The organism is Methylomicrobium sp. Wu6, from assembly GCF_035916875.1.
Classification (GTDB): Bacteria; Pseudomonadota; Gammaproteobacteria; order Methylococcales; family Methylomonadaceae; genus Methylomicrobium.
Genome location: NZ_JAXUHN010000078.1, coordinates 1 through 23,592 on the forward strand (window position 1 = coordinate 1; position 23,592 = coordinate 23,592).

A 23,592-nucleotide genomic window follows, 5' to 3' on the forward strand; every position below is an offset into this window, starting at 1 on the left:
AAGACTCGTTTCCGGCTGGCTGGCTAACCTTTACCGGGAGGGAGTCGAACCCTCTGGATTTCAATAAAAGGTTTCAGTTATGTAACATTCTCCTTTTCCGGACTTATCCGGACGCAAGCCGGGCTCATGATCGAGGGAAGCGAGTCAGCACAGAATCCGGAAGCCGGCCCTGCATCACCGCCTCGGACACCCGAGCCAGTTGCAGACTCTTGTCGCGGCCCTGAGAAATCAGCCATTTTGGCTTTCCACACTTGGAAAATCGCTCATATGCGGCAAGAAACGCCATGCGTGCGCCGACATCATCAACGAGATCCAGAACCGACCTAGCCGCCTGCCAGGCGTCCATGATTTCCTGTGTGCACACGACGGTTTCGTACTCGTCCGCCATCTTGACGGCGATCGCCCACGCCTCATCTACAGACAGATGTTGATCCCTAAGCACAGACGTGCATTCTGGCCTTAAGCTCAAACGGCACCGGAAAAAACTCGCCATTCGCCAGAGGTGCATGAACGGCCGCTTCAACATCGCCAATGTCGAACTCTACCAGCACACCCCAGAAAACTTTGACCAGGGACGATCAATTACCCGCCCAAAGGTCCCCCGAGCGTCACCATCAGCTCGGCAAAACGCGCAGAATCTTGCTTGGTCATTGCATGCTTTCCCTCGCCCAATCTTGAGCCGCCTCAACCGCGCACCGAGTACGCTCACTCATGGCACCGCTATCCCCAGTCGCCACGACTCTGCTCGCGAGCCAGCCGAACATATTGAGCAGCTGCTGCATCACGTCGACCGCCGGGTAGAGCCCAGACCAGTGCACAACGTCTGGCTCTGTCAACGAGTGAAACGCACCGGACACGTTTAGAGGGAGACGGATGACAACAGGTGATCGGCTCCGGCACCTAGGCGACAGCCTCGGCGCATAAAATATTCTGTTCCTGGTTTCGAAACGGTTCCACCAACCCTTCCGAAATCCTTACTGGAGTTGATCGCATGAGCCGACCGTCACAGCTCGAAAAACACTTGGATGTAAAAGAGCTTGGAAAGTTTTCCAGTTGGGGGTAGATATTCCCAAGGTTGGGTGCGCCAGGAAAAAATGTCACAACACAACTAATTCGAAAATTGCAGACAAGTCCAGCTCACCAGATTTTTAAAAATTAGATGATAATCAGCTTTAAGAATGAATTGGCGCTTCCGGCCATTACCTGATGACCAATAGCGGGCTTTGGCCGGCTGGTTAAAATCGAACAGCGGTCATCCAAATGAAATTTAATGAGGTGGCCCTGCCCAAAGCGAGCGCCGATTGAGCGGATATACCGCCGGCTGCGCGTAGCCAGCTGGGTTGTTCGCTTCGACTCAGCAAACGGGAACTTAACCAACTCCGCTCAGCGAACGGTTGAATGCAACGGTATTGAGGCTGCCGATTTCGTCCTTCCATTCAAATAACGGATTGTCTTGAATAACGCGGACCCCGTTGCGCAATGTTTGTGCGTTGCGTATGATTGATCCGGGCGTTGCCGTTTCCGTTGGAAACACATCTTGCCGGCAATGAGGCAAAAACCACTCCTTTTTTTACGGCTCACCCGGGAAAAATTCCGTTTACTGACGGGTTTTTGCAACGGCATCGCTTGCTTGAGAGTTCTTTATGATCCTTGGATTCGCTTATGGGGCAGTGCTTTTAAGCTTCGCTTCCGGTTTGCTGGCGTTGCTGATGAATCAGCGCTTCATGCTGCTGGAGTTGAGCCGGTATTGGTGCAAAAAATTTCCGGACCGCAGCGGTCACTACCGATCCTTACTTGAAAACAGCCTGAAAGAACGGCGTTACCCGCACCTGCTGCGGCAGGCGGTTTTTTTGCTGTTGGGTCTGTCAGGCCTATTCGCGGCAGCGGCCGGGTTAAGCGTACTGGTCGTTGACACTGTTGTGACTGATCAAATCGCCTTTGGTCTGCCTTGGCTGCCCTGGCACGTGCGTTTCGATGGCTTGTCCGGATTCTTTTTTTTGATCATCGGCATTGCGGTCAGCGCGGTCAGCCTTTACGGCCCCGGCTACGTGCATGCTTACGACGACAGCAAACATCCATTTGCGGTGCTGGGCTTGTTTACCGGCTTGTTCGTGTGCGGCATGCTGTTGGTGCTACTGGCCGACGACGCGTTCTTTTTCATGATCGCCTGGGAGTTGATGTCGGTCGCCAGTTATTTTCTGGTGGCGTTTCAGCATGAAAATCCGGCCAATCGCCGCGCCGCTTTTCTGTATTTATTGATGGCCGAAGTCGGCGCCTTGGCGATCATATTGGCGTTCGGAATACTCGCAAGTTTCGCCGACGGGTTTGCGTTCGATGCGTTGCGGAACGTAACACTGTCGACTCACTGGGCCAGCATCGCTTTTGTGCTGGCTCTGCTCGGATTCGGGATGAAGGCCGGTTTGGCGCCGGTTCATGTCTGGCTGCCGGAAGCGCATCCGGTAGCGCCGTCGCATATTTCGGCGTTGATGAGCGGCGTGATGCTGAAAGTCGCGCTCTATGGATTGATCCGCTTTTGTTACGATTTGCTCGGCGAGCTGCAATGGCAATGGGGGGTAACGCTGCTCATTGTCGGCACAATATCGGCGTTGGGCGGGATATTGTATGCGATGATGCAAGTCAATCTGAAACGCCTACTGGCCTACAGCTCTGTCGAAAACATCGGCATGATCGCGATGGCGTTGGGGCTGTCGGTGATTTTCAAAGCCACCGGTCACCCGCAACTGGCGGCGCTGGGCCTGTTGGCGGCGTTATTTCATGCCTTCAATCACGCGCTCTTCAAGAATTTGATGTTTCTGGGCGCGGGTATCATTCAGCATCGAACGCACGAACTGAACATAGACATGATGGGCGGTTTGATAAGGCGGATGCCGCATACCAGCAAATTGTTTTTGGTTGGTTGCATGAGCATTTCGTCTTTGCCGCTGTTCAACGGCTTTGTTTCCGAATGGCTGGCTTTTCAGACCGCATTGCAGGTCTCTGTGCTGGACAACGGTGTGCTGCGCAGTTTGATTCCGGTTGCTGCGGCGTCGATGGCGCTGACCGCGGCCTTGGCGGCGGCGTGTTTCGTCAAGGTCTTCGGGATGATGTTTTTGGGAAAGTCGCGTTCGCGCCATAGCGATAAAGCGCATGAAGTCAAGGATAAAGTGATGCTCGCAGGGCCGAGTCTGCTGGCCGGGTTGTGTTTTTTGATCAGGATTTTTCCGGGCCTGGTGATCTCGTTGATCAACAGGGTTGCAGGGCAGCTATTGGGGCAGACTTTGCCGAACGATACCGCTTTAGGTTGGTTGTGGCTGGCACCGGTCTCGACGAAACAGGCATCTTATTCGCCGCTTTTGGTGCTGATAGCCGCGCTGATTGCCGGCTGCATCAGTTTTTGGTATTTGCGCCGTAATCCTGCCACCGTGATGCGCCGGGCGGAACCTTGGGACTGCGGTTTCGGCGGCCTGACGCCGCGCATGCAGTACAGTTGCCATGCTTTTGCGATGCCTTTAAGGCGTATTTTTGCCAAAGCCTGGATCATTGACGAACAGATCGACAAAGACCTGCAAGGCGCGCTGAATCAGGAAGTCGCGGCGATTCGTTATCAGTTGCAGATTCAGGATCACAGTTGGCCGAGGGTTTACCAGCCAATTGCCCAGGGCGTCGGCAGGATGGCCGAGCAGATCGGCCGCATTCAGACCGGGAACATCCGAGTTTATCTCGGCTACTCGTTTGTGACTTTACTTTTCATGTTATGGGTGATCAGCTAATGAGTTGGTTAATCGCTATTGTTCAAACCCTGCTGTTCGTCGCGCTGGCGCCGTTGTTGGCCGGCTGGGTGAAATACTGCAAGTGCCGCCTGCAAAACCGCAAGTCTCCGTCGCTTGTTCAGCCTTATCGCGACTTGATCAAATTGACGCACAAGCAACCGGTGGTTGCGGCGCAGGCGTCCTGGCTATTCACGATTTCGCCCTACATTATTTTTTCCGCGACCGTGCTGGCGGCTACCATCGTGCCGCTGATTGCGGTCGACTTGCCGACCTCGGCCAGTGCGGACGTGATCGTGATGGTCGGTTTTTTTGCCTTTGCCCGTTTTTTCCTGGCCTTGGCCGGATTGGACATCGGTACTGCCTTCGGCGGCATGGGTTCCTCACGGGAAATGACGATTTCATCGCTGGCGGAACCGGCGATGCTGATGGCGATCTTTACTCTGACGATGACTGCTTCCACGACCAATTTATCGATTGCAATCGACCATGTCGTGCAGGAAGGGCTGGTGTTGCGACCGTCGTTCGTATTTGCGTTGTTTGCGCTGATGCTGGTCGCGATTGCGGAAACCGGGCGCGTGCCGGTCGATAATCCGGCGACGCATCTGGAACTGACCATGATTCATGAAGCGATGATCCTGGAATATAGCGGCCGGCATTTGGCGCTAATCGAATGGGCCAGCCAGTTAAAACTGATGTTGTACGGCGTTCTGATCGCGAACATCTTTTTCCCCTGGGGCATCGCCGAATCTTTTACCGTGCCGGCATTGGCCTACGGCCTGTTCGCAATTAGCGGAAAACTGGCCGTATTGGGTTTGTTTCTGGCGATTTCTGAAACGCTGGTCGCAAAAATGCGCCTGTTTCGTGTGCAGGAGTATCTCGGTTTTGCGTATCTGCTCGGTTTGCTGGGCATGTTGAGCCACATCATTTTAGAGGCATCGCGCTGATGAACATCGGACAACTGGATTTTTATACGCAAGCCATTTTGTCGCTGGCCGCCTTTGTCGGGCTGACCTCATTTCTGATGCTGGGACAGGGGCGCTTGTTGCGGCTGATTTTTGTGTTTGCCCTGCAGGGCTTTTTGTTGACATTGACGACCGCATTGGCCGCATACAGCCTGAATAATCCCCATCTGTATATCTCGGTGGTGTTAACCTTGGCGCTGAAAGTGATTTTTATTCCCTGGATGCTGAGGCGGCAGGTCTTGCAAATGAACCTGCATCGCGACGTCGAGGCATTGACCAATAATACCCTGGTCATGCTGGGTGGAGCGAGTCTGATGATATTCAGCTATTACGTGTTACATCCGATCGTGCATTCCTCCTCGGCAGTTACGCTGAATGCGCTGGCGGTCAGCCTGTCGGTCGTGCTGCTGGGCATGTTGCTGATGATTTCGCATCGCCAGGCAGTCGCACATGTGGTCGGTTTCATGTCGATCGAAAACGGCCTGTTTTTTTCGGCCATCGTCGCTACCAACGGCATGCCTATGGTGGTTGAATTGGGCGTGGCCTTCGACGTGCTGGTCGCGGCGGTACTGTTCGGCATCTTTTTCCTGCATATCCGCACCAGTATCGATTCGCTGGACGTCGACCGATTGAACCGTTTGCACGAGGTAGATAAAAGATTGCCGCCTATTTGGTGTTATTGATTCCGCTTATCGGCATCGTGTTTTTTGCGCTCACCGGACACCGAGCGGATACCGGCAAACTGAACGTCCGCTTTAACGCCGTTTGTCTGGCTGCGACGCTTTGGCTGGCTACGAACGTCTTGAATCGAGGCGCCATTTTGTCTGCGGACCGGGCCTTTTTGATCGATCCGTTCAACGTCTATCTGATCGTGCTGACCGCCTTCGTCGGCCTGACCACCTCGATATTTTCTGCGCCTTACATGGCGCATGAAATGGAAATCGGCAAACTCACCGAGCAGCGTTTAAAACTCTATTACTCGATGTATCAGGGTTTCATGCTGGCGATGTATCTGGTGCTGACCACCAACAACATGGGCGTGATGTGGGTGGCCATGGAAGGCGCGACGTTGGCGACGGTGTTGCTGGTCAGCTTGTATCGAACGCCCGAATCGATCGAGGCGGGCTGGAAATATTTCATCCTCTGCGGCGTCGGCATCGCGCAAGCCTTGTTCGGCACTATTTTGCTGTACTATGCGGCGGTCCAGGTGGGCGATATCGAAAACTCGCTGCTGTGGTCGATCCTTTACACCCACGCCGATAAATTAAACCCGGAGGTGCTGCAGATCGCCTTCGTTTTCATGTTGATCGGCTACGGCACCAAAATCGGTCTGGTGCCCTTGCATAACTGGCTGCCTGACGCCCACTCCGAAGGACCGACGCCGATGTCGGCGGTGTTGTCGGGCTTGTTGCTGAACGACGCCTTATACGCGGTCGTCCGTAACAAGATGCTGGTGGACGGCGCTACCCGGTCGGCGACGGCGGGTTATCTGATGATGGGATTCGGCATGCTGTCGTTTCTGGTCGCTGCCTTTTTCCTGCATCGGCAGAAGGATATCAAAAGGATGTTCAGCTATTCATCGATCGAACACATGGGCATGATGACCTTTGCCTTCGGCATCGGCAGCCCGCTGGCCACCTTCGCGGCATTACTACACATGACCATACATTCGCTGACCAAATCGGCCATTTTCGTAACCGTCGGTCATGCCGCGCAAGTCGCCGGCACCCAAAGCATCGACAACATTCGCGGGCTGATTAAAACCCAGCCCAGCATTGGCTGGGGCTTGTTAATCGGCACGATCGCCATTGCGGGCTTTCCGCCTTTCGGCGTGTTTACCAGCGAGTTTCTGGTGTTGCTGTCCACGATGCACAGCTATCCCTGGTTGACGCCGCTGCTACTGCTCGGCATCGGCATTGCCTTTGCCGGCTTGTTCAGACATATACATCCGATGGTCTACGGCGACAAACCCGAAGGTCAAATGCCTGTCAAAGCCAACCTGTGGCCGGTAATGATCCATCTGGCGCTCGTGTTGTGGCTGGGCCTCTCGATTCCCGGTTTTTTAGCTAACTGGTTTTCACAGGCGACGTTGTTAATTTCCGGGAGCGCACCCTTATGAGTGATGCCAATTGGACGACTGATTTCTTGAGCCGGCTCGTTGCCGCAGACATTGCGGTTGCACAAACTCCTCTGCCGTCAGCAACCCTATGGCAAATCGACGCTCACCACTGGCGACAGTTTGCGGAACTGGCGATCCAACAAAACATACGTTGGGCCGCAGGCTGGGCGGAACATGACCAAGACCGATTTTTGATCAATGCCTGTTTTGAAAAACATGGCGTTTATCTCCTCTTGCGCACGACGGTCAGCGCGGCTAAACCCGCATTACCTTCGCAAGCAACGGTTTATCCGGCCGCCAATCGCAGTGAACGGCATACCCGGGACATGTTCGGGATCGATTTTTCGGGCCATCCCGACAATCGTCCCTGGACGCGGCATAAAGCCTGGTCTAAACAAAGCCATCCGCTACGCAAGGATTTTCCGGTTCAGGGCGAGCCGCAAACCATGACGTCTCCGGATCTGGATTATCAATTCGTCAAAGCCTACGGGGCGGGCGTTTATGAAATTCCGGTCGGTCCGGTGCATGCCGGCATTATCGAGCCGGGCCATTTCCGCTTTCAGGCGGACGGCGAGTTGATCCTGAATTTGGAGGAGCGGCTGGGCTATGTGCATAAAGGCATCGAGAAAATTGCCGAAGGCAGGACGCCGGAGTCCTTAGCCCGATTAGCCGGACGCATTTCCGGCGATACCACGGTAGGCCACTCCTGGGCAGCCTGCATGGCAATGGAACGCGCGGCCGGCGTCGAGATACCGCCGCGCGCGGCCTTGATACGCGAGATATTGGCCGAGCGCGAACGCATTGCGAACCATCTGGGCGACGTCGGCGCGATCTGCAACGACGTCGCTTTCGTGTTTGCGCAAATGCAATTCACGCGCTTGCGCGAGCTCTGGTTGCGCACGAATGCCGGCGTTTTCGGCCACCGCCTGCTGATGGACCGGGTCGTCCCCGGCGGCGTCGCCTGCGATGTCACGCACGAGGCCGGTCAATCGATGTTGAAGGACATCGCCCGCTTGCGCAAAGAACTGTCCGACATCGTGACCGCGTTGGATTTAAATACCTCGCTGGAAGACCGGCTTTATACTGCGGGTTATTTATCGGCGGAAATTGCCGAAGCCTTTGGCACGGTGGGTTACGTCGGCCGCGCCAGCGGGCAAAGCTTCGACGTTCGACGCGATGCGCCTTATCCGCCCTATGACCAGGCGACGTTCAAGGTGCCGCTGGAAACCGAAGGCGACATTGCCGCCCGAGTCTGGATACGCCTTAAGGAAATCAATGCCGCGTTAAAATTGATCGAGCAATTCATCGGCCGCTTGCCGATCGGCGGCGACCTGATCGCAGCATGGCGCACGCCTGCCGTCGGTAGTGAAGGTTTGGGCATCGTGGAAGGCTGGCGTGGCGAAATTGTCGCCTACATCCGTTTCGATGGCGACAATCAAATCGCGCGTTTTTATCCGCGCGATCCGAGCATTTTAAATTGGCCGGTATTTGAAAAACTGACCTTGAACAATATCGTGCCGGATTTTCCGGTCTGCAACAAATCCCTGAATGGCTCCTACTCGGGCAACGATTTATAGGACACGCCGATGTTGAGACTGTTTAAAAAAATCCTGACGACCGGCATGGTCACCGAACGGATCAAGCCGCCTAAAGACGATGAACTGGAGCGCCTGGGTATTGAAATCAAACGGCACGTCGACAAAAAATTTTCCGGCAGTCTCGCGATCCGCGAAGTCGATGCGGGTTCCTGCAACGGCTGCGAGCTGGAAATACATGCGTTAAACAACCCGTATTACGACATCGAACGCTTTGGCATCCATTTTGTCGCCTCGCCCCGGCATGCCGACGTTCTGCTGGTCACCGGGCCGGTGTCGCGGCATATGCAAACGGCGCTGTTGCGCACTTACGAAGCGACCCCGAATCCGAAATGGGTGGTCGCGGCCGGCGATTGCGCGGTTTGTGGGGGCGAGTTCGGCGTGAGTTACGCTAGTTGCGGCGCGGTGTCGAACGTAATTCCGGTGGATGTTGTCATCCCCGGATGCCCGCCGACACCGTTGGCGTTAATGAAGGGTTTGTTGGGGTTAATGAAGCAATAAACCCAGGATTGCACAGGTAAATCCCATCTTAGCGAAGACACCGATACTGATTTACAAGCAAACCCCAAAACTGTCTTAGGGCGGTGCGTTTCTATAACCGCTGTGTTGATCGGCAGGCGACGACGTTCTGTCATGCGCGGCAAAAAGCCTGCTAAACAACCGCAGCTCAGCCACGATCGGATCGAATAGCCGGAGCAGCGTCCAAGATGAAGATAACCGCGCGACTGAACCTGGCGATTTGGCGTAAGCCCAGGCTGACCGTATGGCCGATGCTTCATAGTATCTGGATCTCCTGACGGTAGTTGGAGATGAAGAGGGATTCACCGTCGATCTTGACTTGTTTGAGACTTATACCAAGCCGGTAGCACCAGTTGATTCTCTGAATCGACTAGCCGCTTTGGGGTGGTATGTTACCGTTCGTAAATCTAGATTGAGTGACTCCTTAGAGTCGAACCCTGCCTGTCAATGTCAGATTTGAATGAAGCTAATTTTAGACGTAGTTAAGTCAAGTTAGCGTTTTACAAATTTCCGAAGTGTAGCAAGTTGCTACATCTTCAGCCCTCCGCCGCTATGAAATAGCGGCCGCATGACTATAAAGTTCGTTGAATAGCCGGATTACCATAAAGATCATCGTCTGAGTCGTTTTAATCGCCGGAACCCGAACAGGGTTTTCCGAGGCGAAGTCGTCGATCGCGACGTTCATAAAATTTACCAATCCCATTTGCCCCGTCTCATCGAGTGAACGCTGCCGCAGAAGGTCCTGCAGCTTCTCCCTGATTTTCTCGTCCATGTGCTTATCAGTCATCAAAGATTGCAGCTCCGCGTCCAGCAGCATCGCCTGTTTCTCCAGCCAGTCCAAATCCATGTCTTTCTGCGACGGCAGCGGGCCGAAGGCCTTTTGATAAACGCAAATCACGTCGAAGCAAAGGTCCATGAACAGATTCGCCATATCCTGGTTCTGCTCGGCGATCACGGCAGGGAAAATACCGAAGATGGTTTGGGCCAGAGCGATCTGTTCAAGCTGGAATTGCTCTAGGATTCGCCGTTCGGCGTTTTCATCCAGGCTTTTGGCGTACTCAAGGGCTTGGTAAAGTTCGCGTTCGGTTAGTTCGTGCATGCGGATTTTAATTATTGTTTTGGAGCCTTTTACTTTATCAGTATCAGCAGAATACATATAGTCTCACCGACGACATCCGGCCGACAAAGGCCCCGCTGAAGGTAAAAGCGGACGGCGGGCGTGAAAGCAGCGCTTTGAAAGACAGTGGGTTGGCCAGCGGCGAGTTGGGGACTTTTGGTGGGCGGGGGCGGCGGCGGAATCTTATGGCTTATGCGGGACGCACGCCTTATTGGGATTGCGCAGCGGCAGGGATAGCAAGCTTTGGGTGAGGTCAAGATTGAGTGTAACCGCGGAGCTTTTGGCGGCACTGGCAGGGAGGCCGGTGCCGGGCAGCCATGGATGGGCTATGCCAGGGGCTCGTGGAGTAGGAATATCTGAGCAATTCGGGAGCGCGACCGCAAAACAGGGAGGTTTTGCGGTCGCGCGGACGAGTTGCGGATTAGCACGATGGCCGCCCCGGTAGTCGATCAAAAAAATACTCAATTTAGCCTAACGTCATGCCAACGCCCTTGGCTCATGCGATTCTCGATCAGTTTTTTATATTGATTTGGATGCGGAGGCTCTTTGCGCTGGTGTCGTTTCCGATTACAGAATAAGCATGCCGCAACGATATTGCTTCGTTCCGCCGTTCCACCATCTTTATGAGCCTTAAGATGTTCTCCGGTACACTGGTAGTGCTTAGCCTGGCCAAGTGTGATCCTGTGCTTTAGCGCGAATTCATGGGGATCTTCCGACCACATGGGTTCGTTGCAATAAAAGCAGCGGCCGGATTGATGGGAAAAAGCGATCGAACGGGGAACGACGAGAGATTTGCGAGATTTTGCCATGTAAAGAGCTCCGACTAGGGTTAATAAAGTCCCCGTCCATCTCATATCTGAGAATGTACGGGAACCAGTCGGAGAATCTCACGTACTGGCACAGCAGGCGCCCCCAATGGGGTATAGCTTGGTTATATTATAGAACCAGATAATGGGTGTAAGCAATCACTGATAAACTATGCCAATTTGTTAAGAGACATAGGTGGAGGGTATATGTTGCGCATGATATCCAAATGGTATCCGGAAGACGACCCAATAACTGGGGAACAGCTCGAAACATTGCTACGCCTTTTAAATGGAGAATTAACAGAGTCAGCCCTAGAAGGGTTCTTAGTTGTATGTTCTCGATTTGTAGATGAATTTGGTAATCACCGTACAGAAGAATTGGCAAATATATTTCAAACGCACTCTGCCGTGGGTAAGCGAGCATTAGTTGATAGCCTTGAATACATAGCTAAATGGGTTGGAAGCATGGATGGGTATTTGCAGCGGTATCCCGTGTCGATTATTCCGCCTAGGCCTGCTTTTCCGCAGTTCAAAATAATTGGCATTGAAAACATAGCAGATAGGCTTTATAGGGTGCTAGACTCCAGTAGCAAAGTTTTTCCTAGCGATGAACTCGTGAAAGATTATGTGCAGAAAACCGGGCGTCTTCCCCCTGTGCCAAAGCAAAATAGGCCAGTACGTCGTTCAAAGCCGCGATATCATTGGTGTTCATATGGAAAATGGAATGATCCTGAAGCGACTCGTGAAGCTCTGCAAATATTGCCTGAGTGGAGTGATTGCCGGTTAAGAGCGACTATTCATACCTCAAACATTAAGAACTCATCTTTCGTTGCATTCAATGGGGATAGAGAGGATCCTAGCAATAGTAAGTTGAGGTTTTATAAGTATTTCTACGAGCCTCTTGCGCAAGATCACACCCCGCAATGCGGTGGTGGGCCGCAAATAGTGTTTGATGGGAGTCCTCCTGTCGAGTCTTTAGAAATTTGGGACAGTTCACTTATGAATTGGCAGCTAATTTGGAGTCTCTGCGCATAAACTAGCCACGATACCCTTTTTCATCGTCCAATACCCTTGTAAACCACTCGAAGGTCTCGCCCACGCTTTCCGGCGACTTGCCATTTTACCAAAAAAGAGCTGACCAATTTTCAGTCAATTTAACCAGACTCCACCTCCTATCATTTGCGGCGGTAGGCCGAGCTGTCACTTATCCACAGATTCTGTGGATAGCCGCATCGCCACAGCCTAAGTCTTCCACATCTTCCGGACATTCTTTTTCTCTTGCTCGATTTTCTGCCCGGTCAGCCGGTCCCATAAGAATATCCCGACCAGTCGCTCGACCACGACGGTCGGCACAAGGAAGGATTCCAGCGGCTTGTCTGATGCCTCGTTCGGCAGCACGAACGACCACATATTCAAGTCGCCTCGTTTATCTTCAGTCAGGACCGACTTGAAATAAGAGTTCGGAACGGGGAGGGTGACGCCGTTGTCGTCACTGGCGCCGATTCGCGCGATCGGCGTGTCGAAATCGAAGATCGGGCCGCTGATCACATAGGTCTCGTAAATATCTTCCTTGGCGTCGAGTTTCCTGACAGCAGTTTCAAGCTGCTTCCAGATGCCTCGATTGAACTGCGGCTTTTGGGGAGCCATGTTGGAGAGCAGGAAGGTCTCGCTGTTCTGGATGGCCACTTCGTTTTGATTGGCGCTCGCGACCAGGTGGCCTCGATCGAATCCGGATTCCTCATAATCCGCCAGGTCGGCTCGGAACATTTCCGGGATGCGGAAATCCGGCCGGAAGTTGTCGGCCCTTTCCAGGGTCATCATGCTGGAGTCAACAATTTCCATCGCCCATTTGGCTTGCCGGAAATAATACGAGTAGCCGAGGACGTAATGCCGGTTGAACAGGATATGATCAGCAACGGGCAAGCCGTAACGGGACTCGGGTCTCAAGCTGGGGATGTTGATCATCGTTCCCTCCCATTCTGGTGATCGTTATTCGTGTCGCTCACAACCTCAGTGTCATGTTTTTCGATAGCCAATTTATATTGCTTCCGGATGTCGTCAATATTTGGGTTGTCGCTATCGATATCCACGAGCATTCTGTCGGCGATGCTTCTACTGAGACGATTGCTTCTCCATTTTCTTTCGAATCCGCCGGACAGCGCAATTCCAGTTAAAACGGCGGCGCCTGTTGTCAATAGGCTTGCAAGAGTCTGGTTATGAGTCATTTGCAAAACAGCGCCCGCTGATACGCTACAGATTATGGATCCGAACAGTGATAAATGATGAAAGAAACTCCATATTCTTTGGCCATTTTGTCGTTCTTCGCGCCACGCCAATATCTTCTCTTTCAGCGATTCTTTTTCTGCCATAACAGTCTCGTTGTTTTCGCTCACTGTTCGATAATTACAAAAGAGCATGATCCTGAATGCTACTCTATCGGTGTTTATTTGTCATCAGCTTGATTATTGTACTAAAACAAAAGTTTTAGTACATTTAGTATGATTTGATATCATATCATTGTGTTTTTGTTGCCCTTAATAGGCGATTTTTCGCTCTGCGCCTTAATACTTACGTTTTTGCATTCTCACAGATTTTCTATAAAATAGTAATTTTAGTAAACTGAGTTTTCTGGCCCCCGGCCGGAAATTCCCGATCAGGTTTCCAAACGCGGCATGGAGACGAGATGACCAACCAAACCGAAACTTCCTTCGAGCAAGCCAGAAAAGATTTCCTTGGCTTCCTCAAATACACCAAGGGCCACGCCGATACGACCTGCTACAACTACAATTCCGATCTCGGCATCTGGAACCGTTGGCTCGACGACGCGAAACTCGGTTGGCGCAGCTGCAAGCCGACCGATCTGGAATTTTTCGTCTCGCACCTGTCGCGCGAAGGGGTAGGTCCGCACGCAGTCGCCCGCAAGGTGTCCTGCCTCGCCACCTTTTATAAATGAGCGAAGCGAAACAGCCTGGTCGCCGACGATCCTGTGTACCAGGTCGAGAAACCCAAACGCCCTCGCCGCATGCCGGTCTGGCTCGAAGTCGAAGAGCAAAACGCGCTGCAAAAAGCCACGCGCAATCACGACGACATTCCGGACAATGTTTTCGGCCGCAGCCGCGAATCGGCGTTGAAGGTCAGGCAGCGCTACGATTTATTGTTCGAGTTGATCCAGAAGTCGGGCCTCCGAATCAGCGAGGCTTTGGGCTTGAAAGTGAACCATATCCGCGTGGTCGATGGCGTGGCCAAATCGGTGCGGGTGATAGGGAAGGGCAACAAGGAGCGCCAGGTTCCGCTTCCGGAAGCTTTCGGCCGGGTGTTGGCATTGTCGATCGCCGGCAAGCCGGCAGGCGCCCACGCAGTCCGCGCCTATTTAAAGAAGCTGATCGACAAGGCTGGCATTCAGAAGAAGGTCACGCCGCACAAGCTCCGGCACACCTATGCGACGCGGCTCTTGGAAAAGGACGTGCAGCTGGTCGATATCCAGGCCTTGCTCGGGCACGAGAGCATCGCGACGACGTAGATTTACACGCATGCTGGGCAGGAGAGGCTCAGCAAGTTGGTGGCGGATATATAAGGTATAGGCATGGGCCCCATTTATCTGGAACGGCACGATCCGGAAAAGAACATGCACCGGTTTTATCAGATGATCGTTACACCTGGAATATTCGGCGACTGGTCGCTGGTCCGGGAGTGGGGCAGGGCAGGCCCGCCAGGAACGGTGCGGAAAGAATGGTTTTATCCTGAGGAATGCGCCTAATCGAAAATCTGTGCTAAATCAGACATCCGAATATTCTATAAAACGGTCGTTTTTAAGATACATCAATTGACAGGAGGCTATTGTCGCCTGACATTCGCAATTACTAATCAATGAGGATTTTTCGGACAGCTTGCAGACTCCATAAAACGAAGGAACCCTTACGGTTACCCTTGCTGACACTGGGCTCTTCTGAAAGCAGACGTTCCGGAATGACTGTTTACATGCACCACGAATCGCTGCTGCCGACCCATTGTCGCCGTTCGATCGGTCCGAGTTTCAATGGCAGGTATTTAAAGTAAACCAGTCGCTAATCGCAACTGTTATAGGACAGCAGGCGGCCATAGCAGTCATTGAATGTCGTTTTCTGATTCTTACGAATCACCGCTTATTCGAAATGCCCATGAATTGGCTGAAAATGCCTCATCGGTTTTCATCATGAAAGAGGGCAGAATTACTCATGCCGCAGCGCGACAATCGGATCCAACCACGCCGCGCGCCGGGCCGGCATGTAGCCAAAAACAATCCCGATTGCAGCCGAGAAGCCAAACGCTAACAAGTTGATGCTGGGATTAAACAGAAAAGGTATGTGCATCAACGAAGACAATGCAAGACAGGCCAAGAAGGCCAGCATGATGCCGATCAGACCACCCAGGCAGGACAGCATGACCGCTTCGATCAAGAATTGCAGCAATACCTCATTTTCCAGTGCACCGATGGCGAGGCGGATGCCAATCTCCCGCGTCCGCTCGGTCACCGATACCAGCATCACGTTCATGATGCCAATACCACCCACCAGCAAGCTGACCGCCGCCACCGCGCCAAGCAAGGCGGTCATGGTGCCGATGGTGCCGGACAGGGTTTCGGCGATTTGTTTGGTGTCCATGATATTGAAATTATCGGCCTCGTTGTCGGCCAGTTTGCGGCGTTCGCGTAGGATTAGGCGGATTTGTTGCATGGTTTTGGACGCGTCGGTACCGTCTTTCAGCGAGACCAATAAGCTCGAAACATCCTGATTACCGGTCAGGCGGCGCTGCACAGTCGATAGCGGCATCAGCACGGTATCGTCTTGGTCCATGCCCATCGCGCCCTGACCTTTGGCAGCCAGCAAGCCGACCACTTGGCAAACGAAGGTCTTGATGCGGACTTCGTCGCCCAAGGGATTGCGGTTACCAAACAATTCTATTTTAACCGTGGCGCCAATGATGCAAACGGCTTTGCCGGTGCGTTCCTCGTCGTCGAGAAACTCCCGGCCAGCGGCCAGCTTCCAGCTACCGGCGACCAGATAACCATTGGTCGTACCGTTGACCGTGGTGGACCAGTTGTTGTTGCCGGCTACCAGCGTAATCGCATGACCAACCACCGGCACCACTTCACGCAAGCCGCCAATCTGGGTGAGTATCGCCTCGGCGTCGGCTTTCTTGAAATTGGGCGCACCCGCTGAATCGCGCCCTGGTCCCAACCGCTGGCCCGGCCGCGCCATCAACAGATTGCTACCGAGGCTGGAAATCTGGTCGGAGACCATACGCGTCGCTCCCTGGCCCAACGTGACCATCGTCACCACGGCAGCCACGCCGATGACAATGCCGAGTATCGTTAGGAAAGAGCGCATCAGATTGCGGCGAATCGCTCGTAACGCCAACAGAAGGGTATTCAGCCACATGTAGCTTCTCCCGGGGTTTGATCTTCCGTCACCCGGCCATCGATAAAGTGCACGATGCGCTGGGCATAGGCCGCCATCTCCGGCTCATGGGTTACCATCAGAATGGTGATGCCTTGTTCCCGATTTAATGTCACCAGCAACTCCATGATTTCGTGGCTACGCTGAGTATCCAAGTTGCCGGTTGGCTCGTCGGCCAGTAACACCAGTGGCTGGGTGACGATGGCGCGGGCAATGGCGACACGCTGTTGCTGGCCGCCGGACAGTTCGGTGGGTGTATGTGCTTCCCAGCCGGCTAGCCCGACACGGGCCAGCGCCGCCTTGGCGGCGTCATGCCGGGATAGAGCGCCTTCGCCGCGATAGAGTAATGGCAATTCGACATTTTCCAGCGCCGAGGTGCGAGGTAATAGGTTGAAACCCTGAAACACGAAGCCTAGGCAGTGGCGGCGCAGCAACGCGCGCTGGTTGCGATCGAGCCGCTCGACGTGAACGCCTTGGAATTGGTATGTACCGCTGCTGGGCATATCCAGGCAGCCGAGAATATTCATCGCTGTTGATTTACCGGAACCGCTAGGTCCCATCACGGCCACAAAGTCGCCGGCGGCGATGCGGAGGTCAATGCCGCGCAGTGCTTGAAACGCGGCCTGGCCCTCACCATACACTTTAGTAATGCCGGATAGCTGGATTAGCGGCGCAGCGTTGATTTCACTCATGGCTTGGCTTCCTGATAATCGGTGATAACCTCCATGCCCGTTTTCAAGTTCCCGGCGACAATTTCGGTTAAGCGGCCATTACTTTCGCCGATTTCGACCGGCACCGGTTGTGGCTGTTGATTGTCGTCGAGTACCCAAACCTGCGGTGAACCGGAAGCGGTCGAACCATTGCGTTTTTTCGGTTCGGCGGGCGGGCGCGGCAACAGACGGCTGACGAAACTTCTGTCCTGTGTGGGTTCCGCAGTCTCCGGTGGCGTGAAGCGCAAGCCCGCGTTCGGCACCAGTAATACGTGGTCGCGGCGGGCGGTGACGATGGTCGCGGTGGCGGTCATGCCCGGCCGCAGTGCCAGCTCGTCGTTACGCACCCCAAGCACGGTCTTATAGGTCACCACGTTATCGACGATGGTCGAACCCAGGCTGACGCGCTGGATCGTGGCCGGGAAGTCGTGCCCTGGCCAGGCCGAAACCGTAAACGTCGCGGACTGGCCGACCTTTACCTTGCCGACATCGGCCTCGTCCACCTTGACCTGTAACTCCATATTCGTCAGGTCTTCCGCCAGCGTGAACAACACCGGAATGGTCATGGCGGAAACCACGGTTTGGCCCGATTCGATTTTGCGCGACAACACCACGCCATCGACCGGCGAGCGTATCGTGCCCTTAGCCAGATTGGTTTCGTCGGTTTTCAATGCCGCCTGGGCCTGCTCGACAGCAGCCCGGGCGCTGGCTTCGTTGGCGACGGCGCGTTGCAGCGTGGCTTCCGCTTTCTCCAGCTCGGTTTGGGCGGGCACTTTGCCGGCGGAAATTTCTGCGACTTGGCGCATCCGCGAGAGCGACGCCTTCGATTCTGCCACCGTGGCGCGAGCTTGCGCCACCGACGCCTGTGCCGAGGCGAGTTCGGCTTTGGAGCGGGTCACGGCATCACTTAACTTGGTCAGATCGAGCTGAGCCAGCAACTGGCCCTTTTTTACATGATCGTTTTCCTGCACCAGTACCCGGGCCACGGCGCCGGACATTTCACTGCCGACATCCACCGACGTGGTCGGCTCCAAGGTGCCGCTGGCCGACACCGTCACCACCAGGTCACCGGTTGTCGCCGTTTCGGTCAGGAACTGCAGAGCGTTTTGTTTGCCGCCGTGGGCGAACAGCGGGAATAAAACCAGCAGGCCAACAATGGCCGCAGTAATCAATAGCCAACGACGCTGACGATGGGCTGATTTATCGGCATTGGCGTTAAGGATAGCTTGCAAGGCATCCCTCGAATTTTCAGGTGGTTGATTCATCAGGAGCTGCTCCGTTGCGAGATAGACTGAGTCGGTGTTGTCGGTGCCTCTTGCCAATCGCCGCCCAAGGCTTTGTAAAGGCTGATCAGACTGGTCCTAAGCCCGGCCTCGGCTGTGGCCAGACTGTCTTCGGTGCTCAAGCGGGTACGTTCGCTGTCTAGTACGCTCTGAAAATCGGCCAGGCCGGATTGATAGAGTTGGCGGGCGAGTTGTGCGGCGCTGCGGGCAGAATCGGCGGCGGCGCGGCGCGCTTGGACTCGCTCATGGCCGGCGGCGTAGGATTTCAGCGCGTTTTCGACTTCTTCCAGTGCGGTCAATACACTGTTCTGATAACTCACCAGCGCCTGTTCGTGCACCGCGCTTTGAATATCCACCGCCGCCCGCAACCGGCCAGCGTCGAACAAGGTGGTTCCCAAACTGGCCCCAATGCTCTGAATGACGGTGCTCATCCCCGACGAAGCAAAGGTATACCAGTTCAGCGAGGCGTTCAGATTAAGACTGGGAAAACGCTTCGCCAGCTTCTGCCCGACTCGCGCGGTTTCAGCGGCCAAGGTGCGTTCGGCCGCGATCAGGTCCGGGCGCTGGCGTAACACATCGGTGGGAATGCCAGCGGCCAGGCTTGATGGCAAATTGGGCAATCCTTTGGTCTCGGCGAGTTGTTGACGTAAGCTACCAGGATTGCGGCCAAGCAATACGGCCAGCCGGTTTTCCGCCGCCCTCAAGCCCACTTCCAGATCGGGAATGCCGGCGCGGGTCTGTTCGCGGCTAGTCTTGGCTTGTTCGACATCGCTGGCATTCGCCAAGCCGGCCTGAAAACGCCATTCGGTAATTTGCGCGGTTTCGCTTTGACTGGCCAGGTTGTCCTTCGCTATGGACAAGCGGCGCTGATAGGAACGAAGCTCGACGTAGTTCCTTGCCACCTCGGCGACCAGCGAAACGCGATCGTTGTGCAGTTTGGCTTCGATCGCTGCCTCGTCCGCAGTCGCGGCTTCAATACCGCGCCGAATACCGCCGAAGATGTCGATTTCCCAACTAGCGTCGAGACCGAGGCTGTAAGTGGCACCATTGACCGTGGAGCCGACACCACCGGAGCCGATGCCGGCACCAATATTGGTGCCCGTAGCCTGCGTGCCGGTACCTGAGCTGTCAACTTCCCGCTGATTGGCGTTGCCCGACGCCTTCAGCGTCGGATAGAGTTCAGCCTCGGCCTGGTCCCGAGTAGCGCGTGTTTGCTGTAAACGAGCCTTGGCGCTGCGTAGATCGAGATTGGCGGCCAGGGCCTCATCGATCAATCGATCCAGTTGCGCATCACCCAATTGTTGCCACCACTGCGCCAGGCTTCGATCCCTATCGCTTGTAGTTTGCTGGCTATGGGGTGGCATTGCGTCGGACCAGTTGGCGGGCAAAACCAACTCAGGCTTTTGGTAATCCGGCCCCACTTTGGGAAAAAGCTGAGTGCAACCACAAAGCACCGCCACGGCCAGTAGGAGCAAACCGGAACGAGGCATTGATTTATTCATAAAGGGTTATTTCCAAAATTCATTTTTGACACGTAGTCAGGCACGTCTTTAATGCCTAGGGAAATGTCCTTTGAAATTCGCCATGTGTTCCTTGGCCTGTTGCTGCTGTTCGGGAGTCAGCACAGTAAAGATGGCGTGATCGAGCCGAGCGTGGAGGACTGCCAGTTCTGCCATGATAGGTATGGAAACGTCGGCAAGGGCCTTGGCCTTATCCTCGCTGTAGTCTGAGGAAAAAGCCAGTTTACGCAATTCATTCTGCGCTTTCCGGCCCGCTTCGGCCTTGTCGCGCAGGGACGCGCCCTGGGTTTTCAAGATCTCGGCGATTCTGGCCCGTTGGGAGTTGCTCAGATCCAGGTCATGCACGTAAGGCGGCAGCCGGTCACTGGCGAACGGTAAGGCGTTACCCTCCTGAAACGGTGGTCCGCCGGCACCTGCATGGGGAAAATCCATCGAAGGGGCTGCCTGGGTAATCAGAGGGAGGACCAACAAAAGACTGGAGCAAAGGGTACGTACTGTGGGGATTCGGCTATTCATGATGCACTCCTGGTAAAGAAACCAATTGGATGAGTTATGGAGGGCTTCAGCGCACTCCATGGCCCATAGTGTGACGAATGTTCCCGTAAATGAGGGTTAAGGATATGTAAAGTTAGGTAAAAAATAATGAAATAGGCTGTACTGACGACGAGGCTTCGCTATTATCTGAAGCGTACATTTCGGAATCCGAAACGATGATCTTAAATTCCTCACTTATGTTGAGCCTGAAAAAATCTAATCTCTCATCCCCGGCCGTCCTCCTTTTGAAAGAAAGGTCAGAGATGAGGACAAAGGCGCTAGGCGATTGGGATTTCGTCCAATTTTTCCCGTTTAAAAGAGGCATTTAAGATGAACGTTCTCTTGGTGGACGATGATGCCGAACTCGCCGAGATGCTCGCGGAGTATTTGCGGCGGGACGGTTTCGACGTCCTGGCGGTATACGATGGTGCGACCGGCGTGGCGGAGGCCCTGTCTGGCCGACATACCATCGTCGTACTGGACATCATGATGCCGGGCATGAGCGGCATTGAAGCACTAAGCCGCATCCGTTTGCACAGCCGAATTCCGGTCCTGATGCTCACCGCCAAGGGCGACGACCTGGACCGCATCCTCGGCCTTGAGTTGGGCGCTGACGACTATGTGCCCAAACCCTGTATGCCGAGGGAGCTGGCCGCTCGTATCCGCGCCATCCTTCGTCGCGCGCAGACATCCGCGGAGACATCCGAAACAGTCTCTATCGGTTTTCTGATGATGCACCCACAGAAGCGCAATGCGACATGGAGGGGGCAACCGCTCGAATTGACCAGTACCGAGTTCAATCTGCTCGAAATTCTGGCCCGTAATGCCGGCCGGGTGGTCGGCAAGGACGAATTGTCCGAAATGGGTCTAGGACGGCCTCTAGCCCGTTTCGACCGCAGCATCGACGTGCACATTAGCAGCATCCGTCAGAAGCTCGGCGCCCGTCCAGACGGCGAATCCTATATCCAGACGGTGCGGGGAAGAGGCTATGTTTTCGTTAAGGATTAAGCCGGTGGGACGACTGTTCTGGAAGCTATTCTTCGCCCTATGGCTGTCCCAACTTACGGCTGTAATTGGAGTCGGGACGGTGTTCTGGATGCACCGGCATAGCGATGGGGAGAAAATGCCGAGCGTCGCTGCTGTAGAGAGATCAGTCGTGCCCGAGATCGCTGCCGCGGCGGCCGTATTGCGGTCCGGCGGCGTTGCCGCCTTAAACCAATTCGAGGTGGAAGCGAAGCGCGAATCGCTCCCCGCCGTCTATGCGGTCGATGAGAGAGGTCAGGATATCCTTGGGCGCTCGCTGCCATCGGGGGCGTGGGAACAGGCCCAGCAGTGGGTTCGGGAAGGCAACTTTTCGCAGCAAGTGCGGACGGTGCAGATGGAGGACGGGCACCGTTATGTGCTGTTCATAACCGCCCTCGATCGGCGCTTTGGCGCGAAACCGCTGCCCTTTCCTGGGGGCAGGTCTCCACCTTATGCCCCCTTGCTGCCGGTTATGCCGGTGATAATGGGCCTTCTTACCAGCTTGCTGTTCAGCGCCGGGCTGGCTTGGTATCTTTCCAAGCCGATCCGTCATCTGGGAGCGGCCTTCAAGGCCATGGCCAGTGGCCAACTGGATACCCGGGTGGAACCGGCCATAGGTCGGCGCCGTGACGAACTGGCTGACCTCGGGCGAGAGTTTGATCACATGGCCCAGCGAATCGGTACCCTAGTGGTTGCGCAGCGGCGCCTTCTGCACGACGTGTCTCATGAACTGCGCTCCCCTTTGGCCCGCCTGCATGCGGCCGTCGGCTTGGCCCGGCAGCAGCCGGATAAGACCGACGCCAGCCTCGACCGCATCGAGCGCGAGGCGGGACGCCTTGACGAATTGGTGGGTGAAGTGCTAACCCTTTCCCGGCTAGAGGCTGGCGTAGCGGGCATCGCAGCAGAAGAAGTTGATCTCGGCGAACTGCTTGAATCCATTCTCGAGGATGCCCGATTCGAGGCCGCAGCCAAGAATGTTGTCGTCGAATACGCCGGAATCACGGAGATTCGAATCCAAGGCCACGCTGAATTGATCCTGAGAGCTATCGAAAACATTCTCCGCAACGCGGTCAAGTATACCCCGCCGGGCAAGAGCGTGCGTGTCGAAACCCATTTCACCTCGGATGGGCAGCGCGTACATCTTATGATTCTCGATCAGGGATCCGGGGTTTCCGAAACGCAATTGGCGTCGATCTTCAAACCGTTTTTCCGTGGCGGCGCTGATAACCAGACCGGCTTCGGTCTCGGCCTGGCGATCGCCCGTCGGGCCGTGGAAGCCCATGGCGGTTCAATTATTGCGAAGAACCGGCCAGAAGGTGGCCTTCGAATTGAAATGGTCTTGCCCGTTGAACAAGCTTTAGAGTAACAAACAGCCATTAGAGGTCTTCTAAGAGCGTCGTCCGCAACCCCTTCAGGATGTCTACCTGAATTTCCTGCACGCCGAAAGCGTTCGCTTCATGGTTGAATGTCGCCATTCAAAAGTTGGGTTGGCTGATGCATTGAGACACGAAATGCACAACAGACAGAGGGTAAAGCCAACGTTCGTGAATGACTGGTGTCCGAAATGGGCCGGCTTACGGCTTAGGGTGAGTTGCATGCGTAGGCTGTTCGTCAGGTTTCAGAATGAAACGGTCATTCGAACGGCAGCCCTGCAGAACAACCCACCGGCAGCTTATGGCCGTTATGCAAAGCTTTGCATAACGGCCAATTTCAGCCATAAAACACTCATTGACCACTGACTGTAAACTGGCGTATGCCGCCGATGATTTTGCTGGGAACAGCTACTCCCAAGCAAACTCCAAGACGGCGTTCTTGTATTTGGCATCCAGAGCACTGGGCAAAAACACCCCGGCAGTGTTCGCCTTATAAAAGTCGTTGCGTTGCTGATCACAGATTTATTGTAACCTGAGTTTGGAATAAGAAATCCAGAGCGAGCGCCCCATTTTCTCGTAAGATTCTGTTTTAGCGAACAAATAAAAACACGATCGGGAGGCGCTCATGGACAGTTTAACCGAACTTTTTTGTCTGCTCGACGATTTTTGCCGGGTGTTCGATCTGGCATGGAAACGCCATTTGCTATCTAGTGTCTGCCCGAAAAGTATAATTTTCCCTATCCACCGGCCGAATTTTTAAGCGACTCACACTTTTGTGTGGAGCCGTAGCTCAGGCAGGCAGGCGGGTTTTCCTGTGTCCAAAGGG

Annotated in this window: 21 protein-coding genes; 12 read left to right on the forward strand and 9 right to left on the reverse strand. The window is 54.5% G+C overall.

Annotated features, from left to right (window positions below; all coding sequences use genetic code 11):
* Positions 1-124: 124 nt before the first annotated feature.
* On the reverse strand, positions 125-469 hold the full coding sequence (locus tag U2W12_RS11175; RefSeq protein WP_326500766.1) for a hypothetical protein: 345 nt from the start codon (positions 467-469) through the stop codon (positions 125-127).
* 1,174 nt (positions 470-1,643) lie between these two features.
* On the opposite strand from U2W12_RS11175, the gene hyfB reads away from it, so the two are divergent.
* Genes hyfB through U2W12_RS11205 form a run of 6 tightly spaced genes read left to right on the forward strand, consistent with a single transcriptional unit; the run spans position 1,644 to position 8,947 of the window.
* Entirely contained in the window at positions 1,644-3,770 is a 2,127-nt protein-coding gene (gene hyfB / locus U2W12_RS11180) for a hydrogenase 4 subunit B (RefSeq protein ID WP_326500767.1), read from the forward strand.
* On the forward strand, positions 3,770-4,714 hold the full coding sequence (locus U2W12_RS11185) for an NADH-quinone oxidoreductase subunit H (RefSeq protein WP_326500768.1): 945 nt from the start codon (positions 3,770-3,772) through the stop codon (positions 4,712-4,714). The genes hyfB and U2W12_RS11185 overlap by 1 nt, the downstream gene beginning before the upstream one ends.
* Positions 4,714-5,415 carry a formate hydrogenlyase gene (locus tag U2W12_RS11190; RefSeq protein WP_326500769.1) on the forward strand — a complete coding sequence of 234 codons (702 nt, stop codon included), beginning with the start codon at positions 4,714-4,716 and terminating at the stop codon, positions 5,413-5,415. The genes U2W12_RS11185 and U2W12_RS11190 overlap by 1 nt, the downstream gene beginning before the upstream one ends.
* Complete coding sequence (locus U2W12_RS11195; RefSeq protein WP_326500770.1) at positions 5,406-6,851, forward strand: hydrogenase 4 subunit F; 1,446 nt, start codon at positions 5,406-5,408, stop codon at positions 6,849-6,851. The genes U2W12_RS11190 and U2W12_RS11195 overlap by 10 nt, the downstream gene beginning before the upstream one ends.
* Positions 6,848-8,428, forward strand: coding sequence for an NADH-quinone oxidoreductase subunit C (locus U2W12_RS11200; RefSeq protein ID WP_326500771.1), 1,581 nt, complete (start codon positions 6,848-6,850; stop codon positions 8,426-8,428). The genes U2W12_RS11195 and U2W12_RS11200 overlap by 4 nt, the downstream gene beginning before the upstream one ends.
* 9 nt (positions 8,429-8,437) lie before the next feature.
* Entirely contained in the window at positions 8,438-8,947 is a 510-nt protein-coding gene (locus tag U2W12_RS11205; protein WP_326500772.1) for an NADH-quinone oxidoreductase subunit B family protein, read from the forward strand.
* A gap of 568 nt (positions 8,948-9,515) precedes the next feature.
* Here the strand turns inward: U2W12_RS11205 and U2W12_RS11210 are convergent.
* Complete coding sequence (locus U2W12_RS11210) at positions 9,516-10,064, reverse strand: hypothetical protein (protein ID WP_326500773.1); 549 nt, start codon at positions 10,062-10,064, stop codon at positions 9,516-9,518.
* A gap of 1,031 nt (positions 10,065-11,095) precedes the next feature.
* Here U2W12_RS11210 and U2W12_RS11215 point away from each other — a divergent pair.
* Positions 11,096-11,923 carry a hypothetical protein gene (locus tag U2W12_RS11215; protein WP_326500774.1) on the forward strand — a complete coding sequence of 276 codons (828 nt, stop codon included), beginning with the start codon at positions 11,096-11,098 and terminating at the stop codon, positions 11,921-11,923.
* A gap of 207 nt (positions 11,924-12,130) precedes the next feature.
* Here U2W12_RS11215 and U2W12_RS11220 read toward each other — a convergent pair whose 3' ends face one another.
* On the reverse strand, positions 12,131-12,853 hold the full coding sequence (locus tag U2W12_RS11220) for a DNA/RNA non-specific endonuclease (RefSeq protein WP_326500775.1): 723 nt from the start codon (positions 12,851-12,853) through the stop codon (positions 12,131-12,133).
* The gene (locus U2W12_RS11225; protein WP_326500776.1) at positions 12,850-13,257 is read right to left on the reverse strand and encodes a hypothetical protein; all 408 of its coding nucleotides are present in this window, start codon (positions 13,255-13,257) and stop codon (positions 12,850-12,852) included. The genes U2W12_RS11220 and U2W12_RS11225 overlap by 4 nt, the downstream gene beginning before the upstream one ends.
* 314 nt (positions 13,258-13,571) lie before the next feature.
* Between U2W12_RS11225 and U2W12_RS11230 the strand changes: the two genes are divergently transcribed.
* From U2W12_RS11230 to U2W12_RS11240, 3 genes are all read left to right on the forward strand, one after another.
* A complete protein-coding gene (locus U2W12_RS11230; RefSeq protein WP_326500777.1) occupies positions 13,572-13,841 on the forward strand; it encodes a site-specific integrase in 270 nt (89 codons plus the stop codon).
* Positions 13,842-13,874: 33 nt separating this feature from the next.
* Complete coding sequence (locus tag U2W12_RS11235) at positions 13,875-14,408, forward strand: tyrosine-type recombinase/integrase (RefSeq protein ID WP_326500778.1); 534 nt, start codon at positions 13,875-13,877, stop codon at positions 14,406-14,408.
* Positions 14,409-14,471: 63 nt separating this feature from the next.
* Positions 14,472-14,645 (forward strand): WGR domain-containing protein, encoded by a 174-nt coding sequence (locus tag U2W12_RS11240; protein ID WP_326500779.1) that lies wholly within the window; start codon positions 14,472-14,474, stop codon positions 14,643-14,645.
* Between the two features lie 451 nt (positions 14,646-15,096).
* On the opposite strand, the gene U2W12_RS11245 is transcribed toward U2W12_RS11240, so the two are convergent.
* From U2W12_RS11245 to U2W12_RS11265, 5 genes are read right to left on the reverse strand one after another with little or no spacing between them, the layout of a single operon-like run.
* A complete protein-coding gene (locus U2W12_RS11245; RefSeq protein ID WP_326500780.1) occupies positions 15,097-16,305 on the reverse strand; it encodes an ABC transporter permease in 1,209 nt (402 codons plus the stop codon).
* Positions 16,296-16,964: an ABC transporter ATP-binding protein gene (locus U2W12_RS11250; RefSeq protein ID WP_326500781.1), complete on the reverse strand. Its 669-nt coding sequence runs from the start codon at positions 16,962-16,964 to the stop codon at positions 16,296-16,298. The genes U2W12_RS11245 and U2W12_RS11250 overlap by 10 nt, the downstream gene beginning before the upstream one ends.
* 47 nt (positions 16,965-17,011) lie before the next feature.
* The gene (locus U2W12_RS11255) at positions 17,012-18,298 is read right to left on the reverse strand and encodes an efflux RND transporter periplasmic adaptor subunit (RefSeq protein ID WP_326500782.1); all 1,287 of its coding nucleotides are present in this window, start codon (positions 18,296-18,298) and stop codon (positions 17,012-17,014) included.
* Positions 18,298-19,818 (reverse strand): efflux transporter outer membrane subunit, encoded by a 1,521-nt coding sequence (locus U2W12_RS11260; RefSeq protein ID WP_326500783.1) that lies wholly within the window; start codon positions 19,816-19,818, stop codon positions 18,298-18,300. Before U2W12_RS11260 ends, U2W12_RS11255 begins: the two co-directional genes overlap by 1 nt.
* 48 nt (positions 19,819-19,866) lie before the next feature.
* Positions 19,867-20,352: a Spy/CpxP family protein refolding chaperone gene (locus tag U2W12_RS11265; protein WP_326500784.1), complete on the reverse strand. Its 486-nt coding sequence runs from the start codon at positions 20,350-20,352 to the stop codon at positions 19,867-19,869.
* Between the two features lie 348 nt (positions 20,353-20,700).
* Between U2W12_RS11265 and U2W12_RS11270 the strand changes: the two genes are divergently transcribed.
* Complete coding sequence (locus tag U2W12_RS11270) at positions 20,701-21,378, forward strand: response regulator transcription factor (protein WP_326500785.1); 678 nt, start codon at positions 20,701-20,703, stop codon at positions 21,376-21,378.
* 115 nt (positions 21,379-21,493) lie between these two features.
* Positions 21,494-22,759 carry an ATP-binding protein gene (locus U2W12_RS11275; RefSeq protein WP_326500786.1) on the forward strand — a complete coding sequence of 422 codons (1,266 nt, stop codon included), beginning with the start codon at positions 21,494-21,496 and terminating at the stop codon, positions 22,757-22,759.
* Positions 22,760-23,592 lie beyond the last annotated feature (833 nt).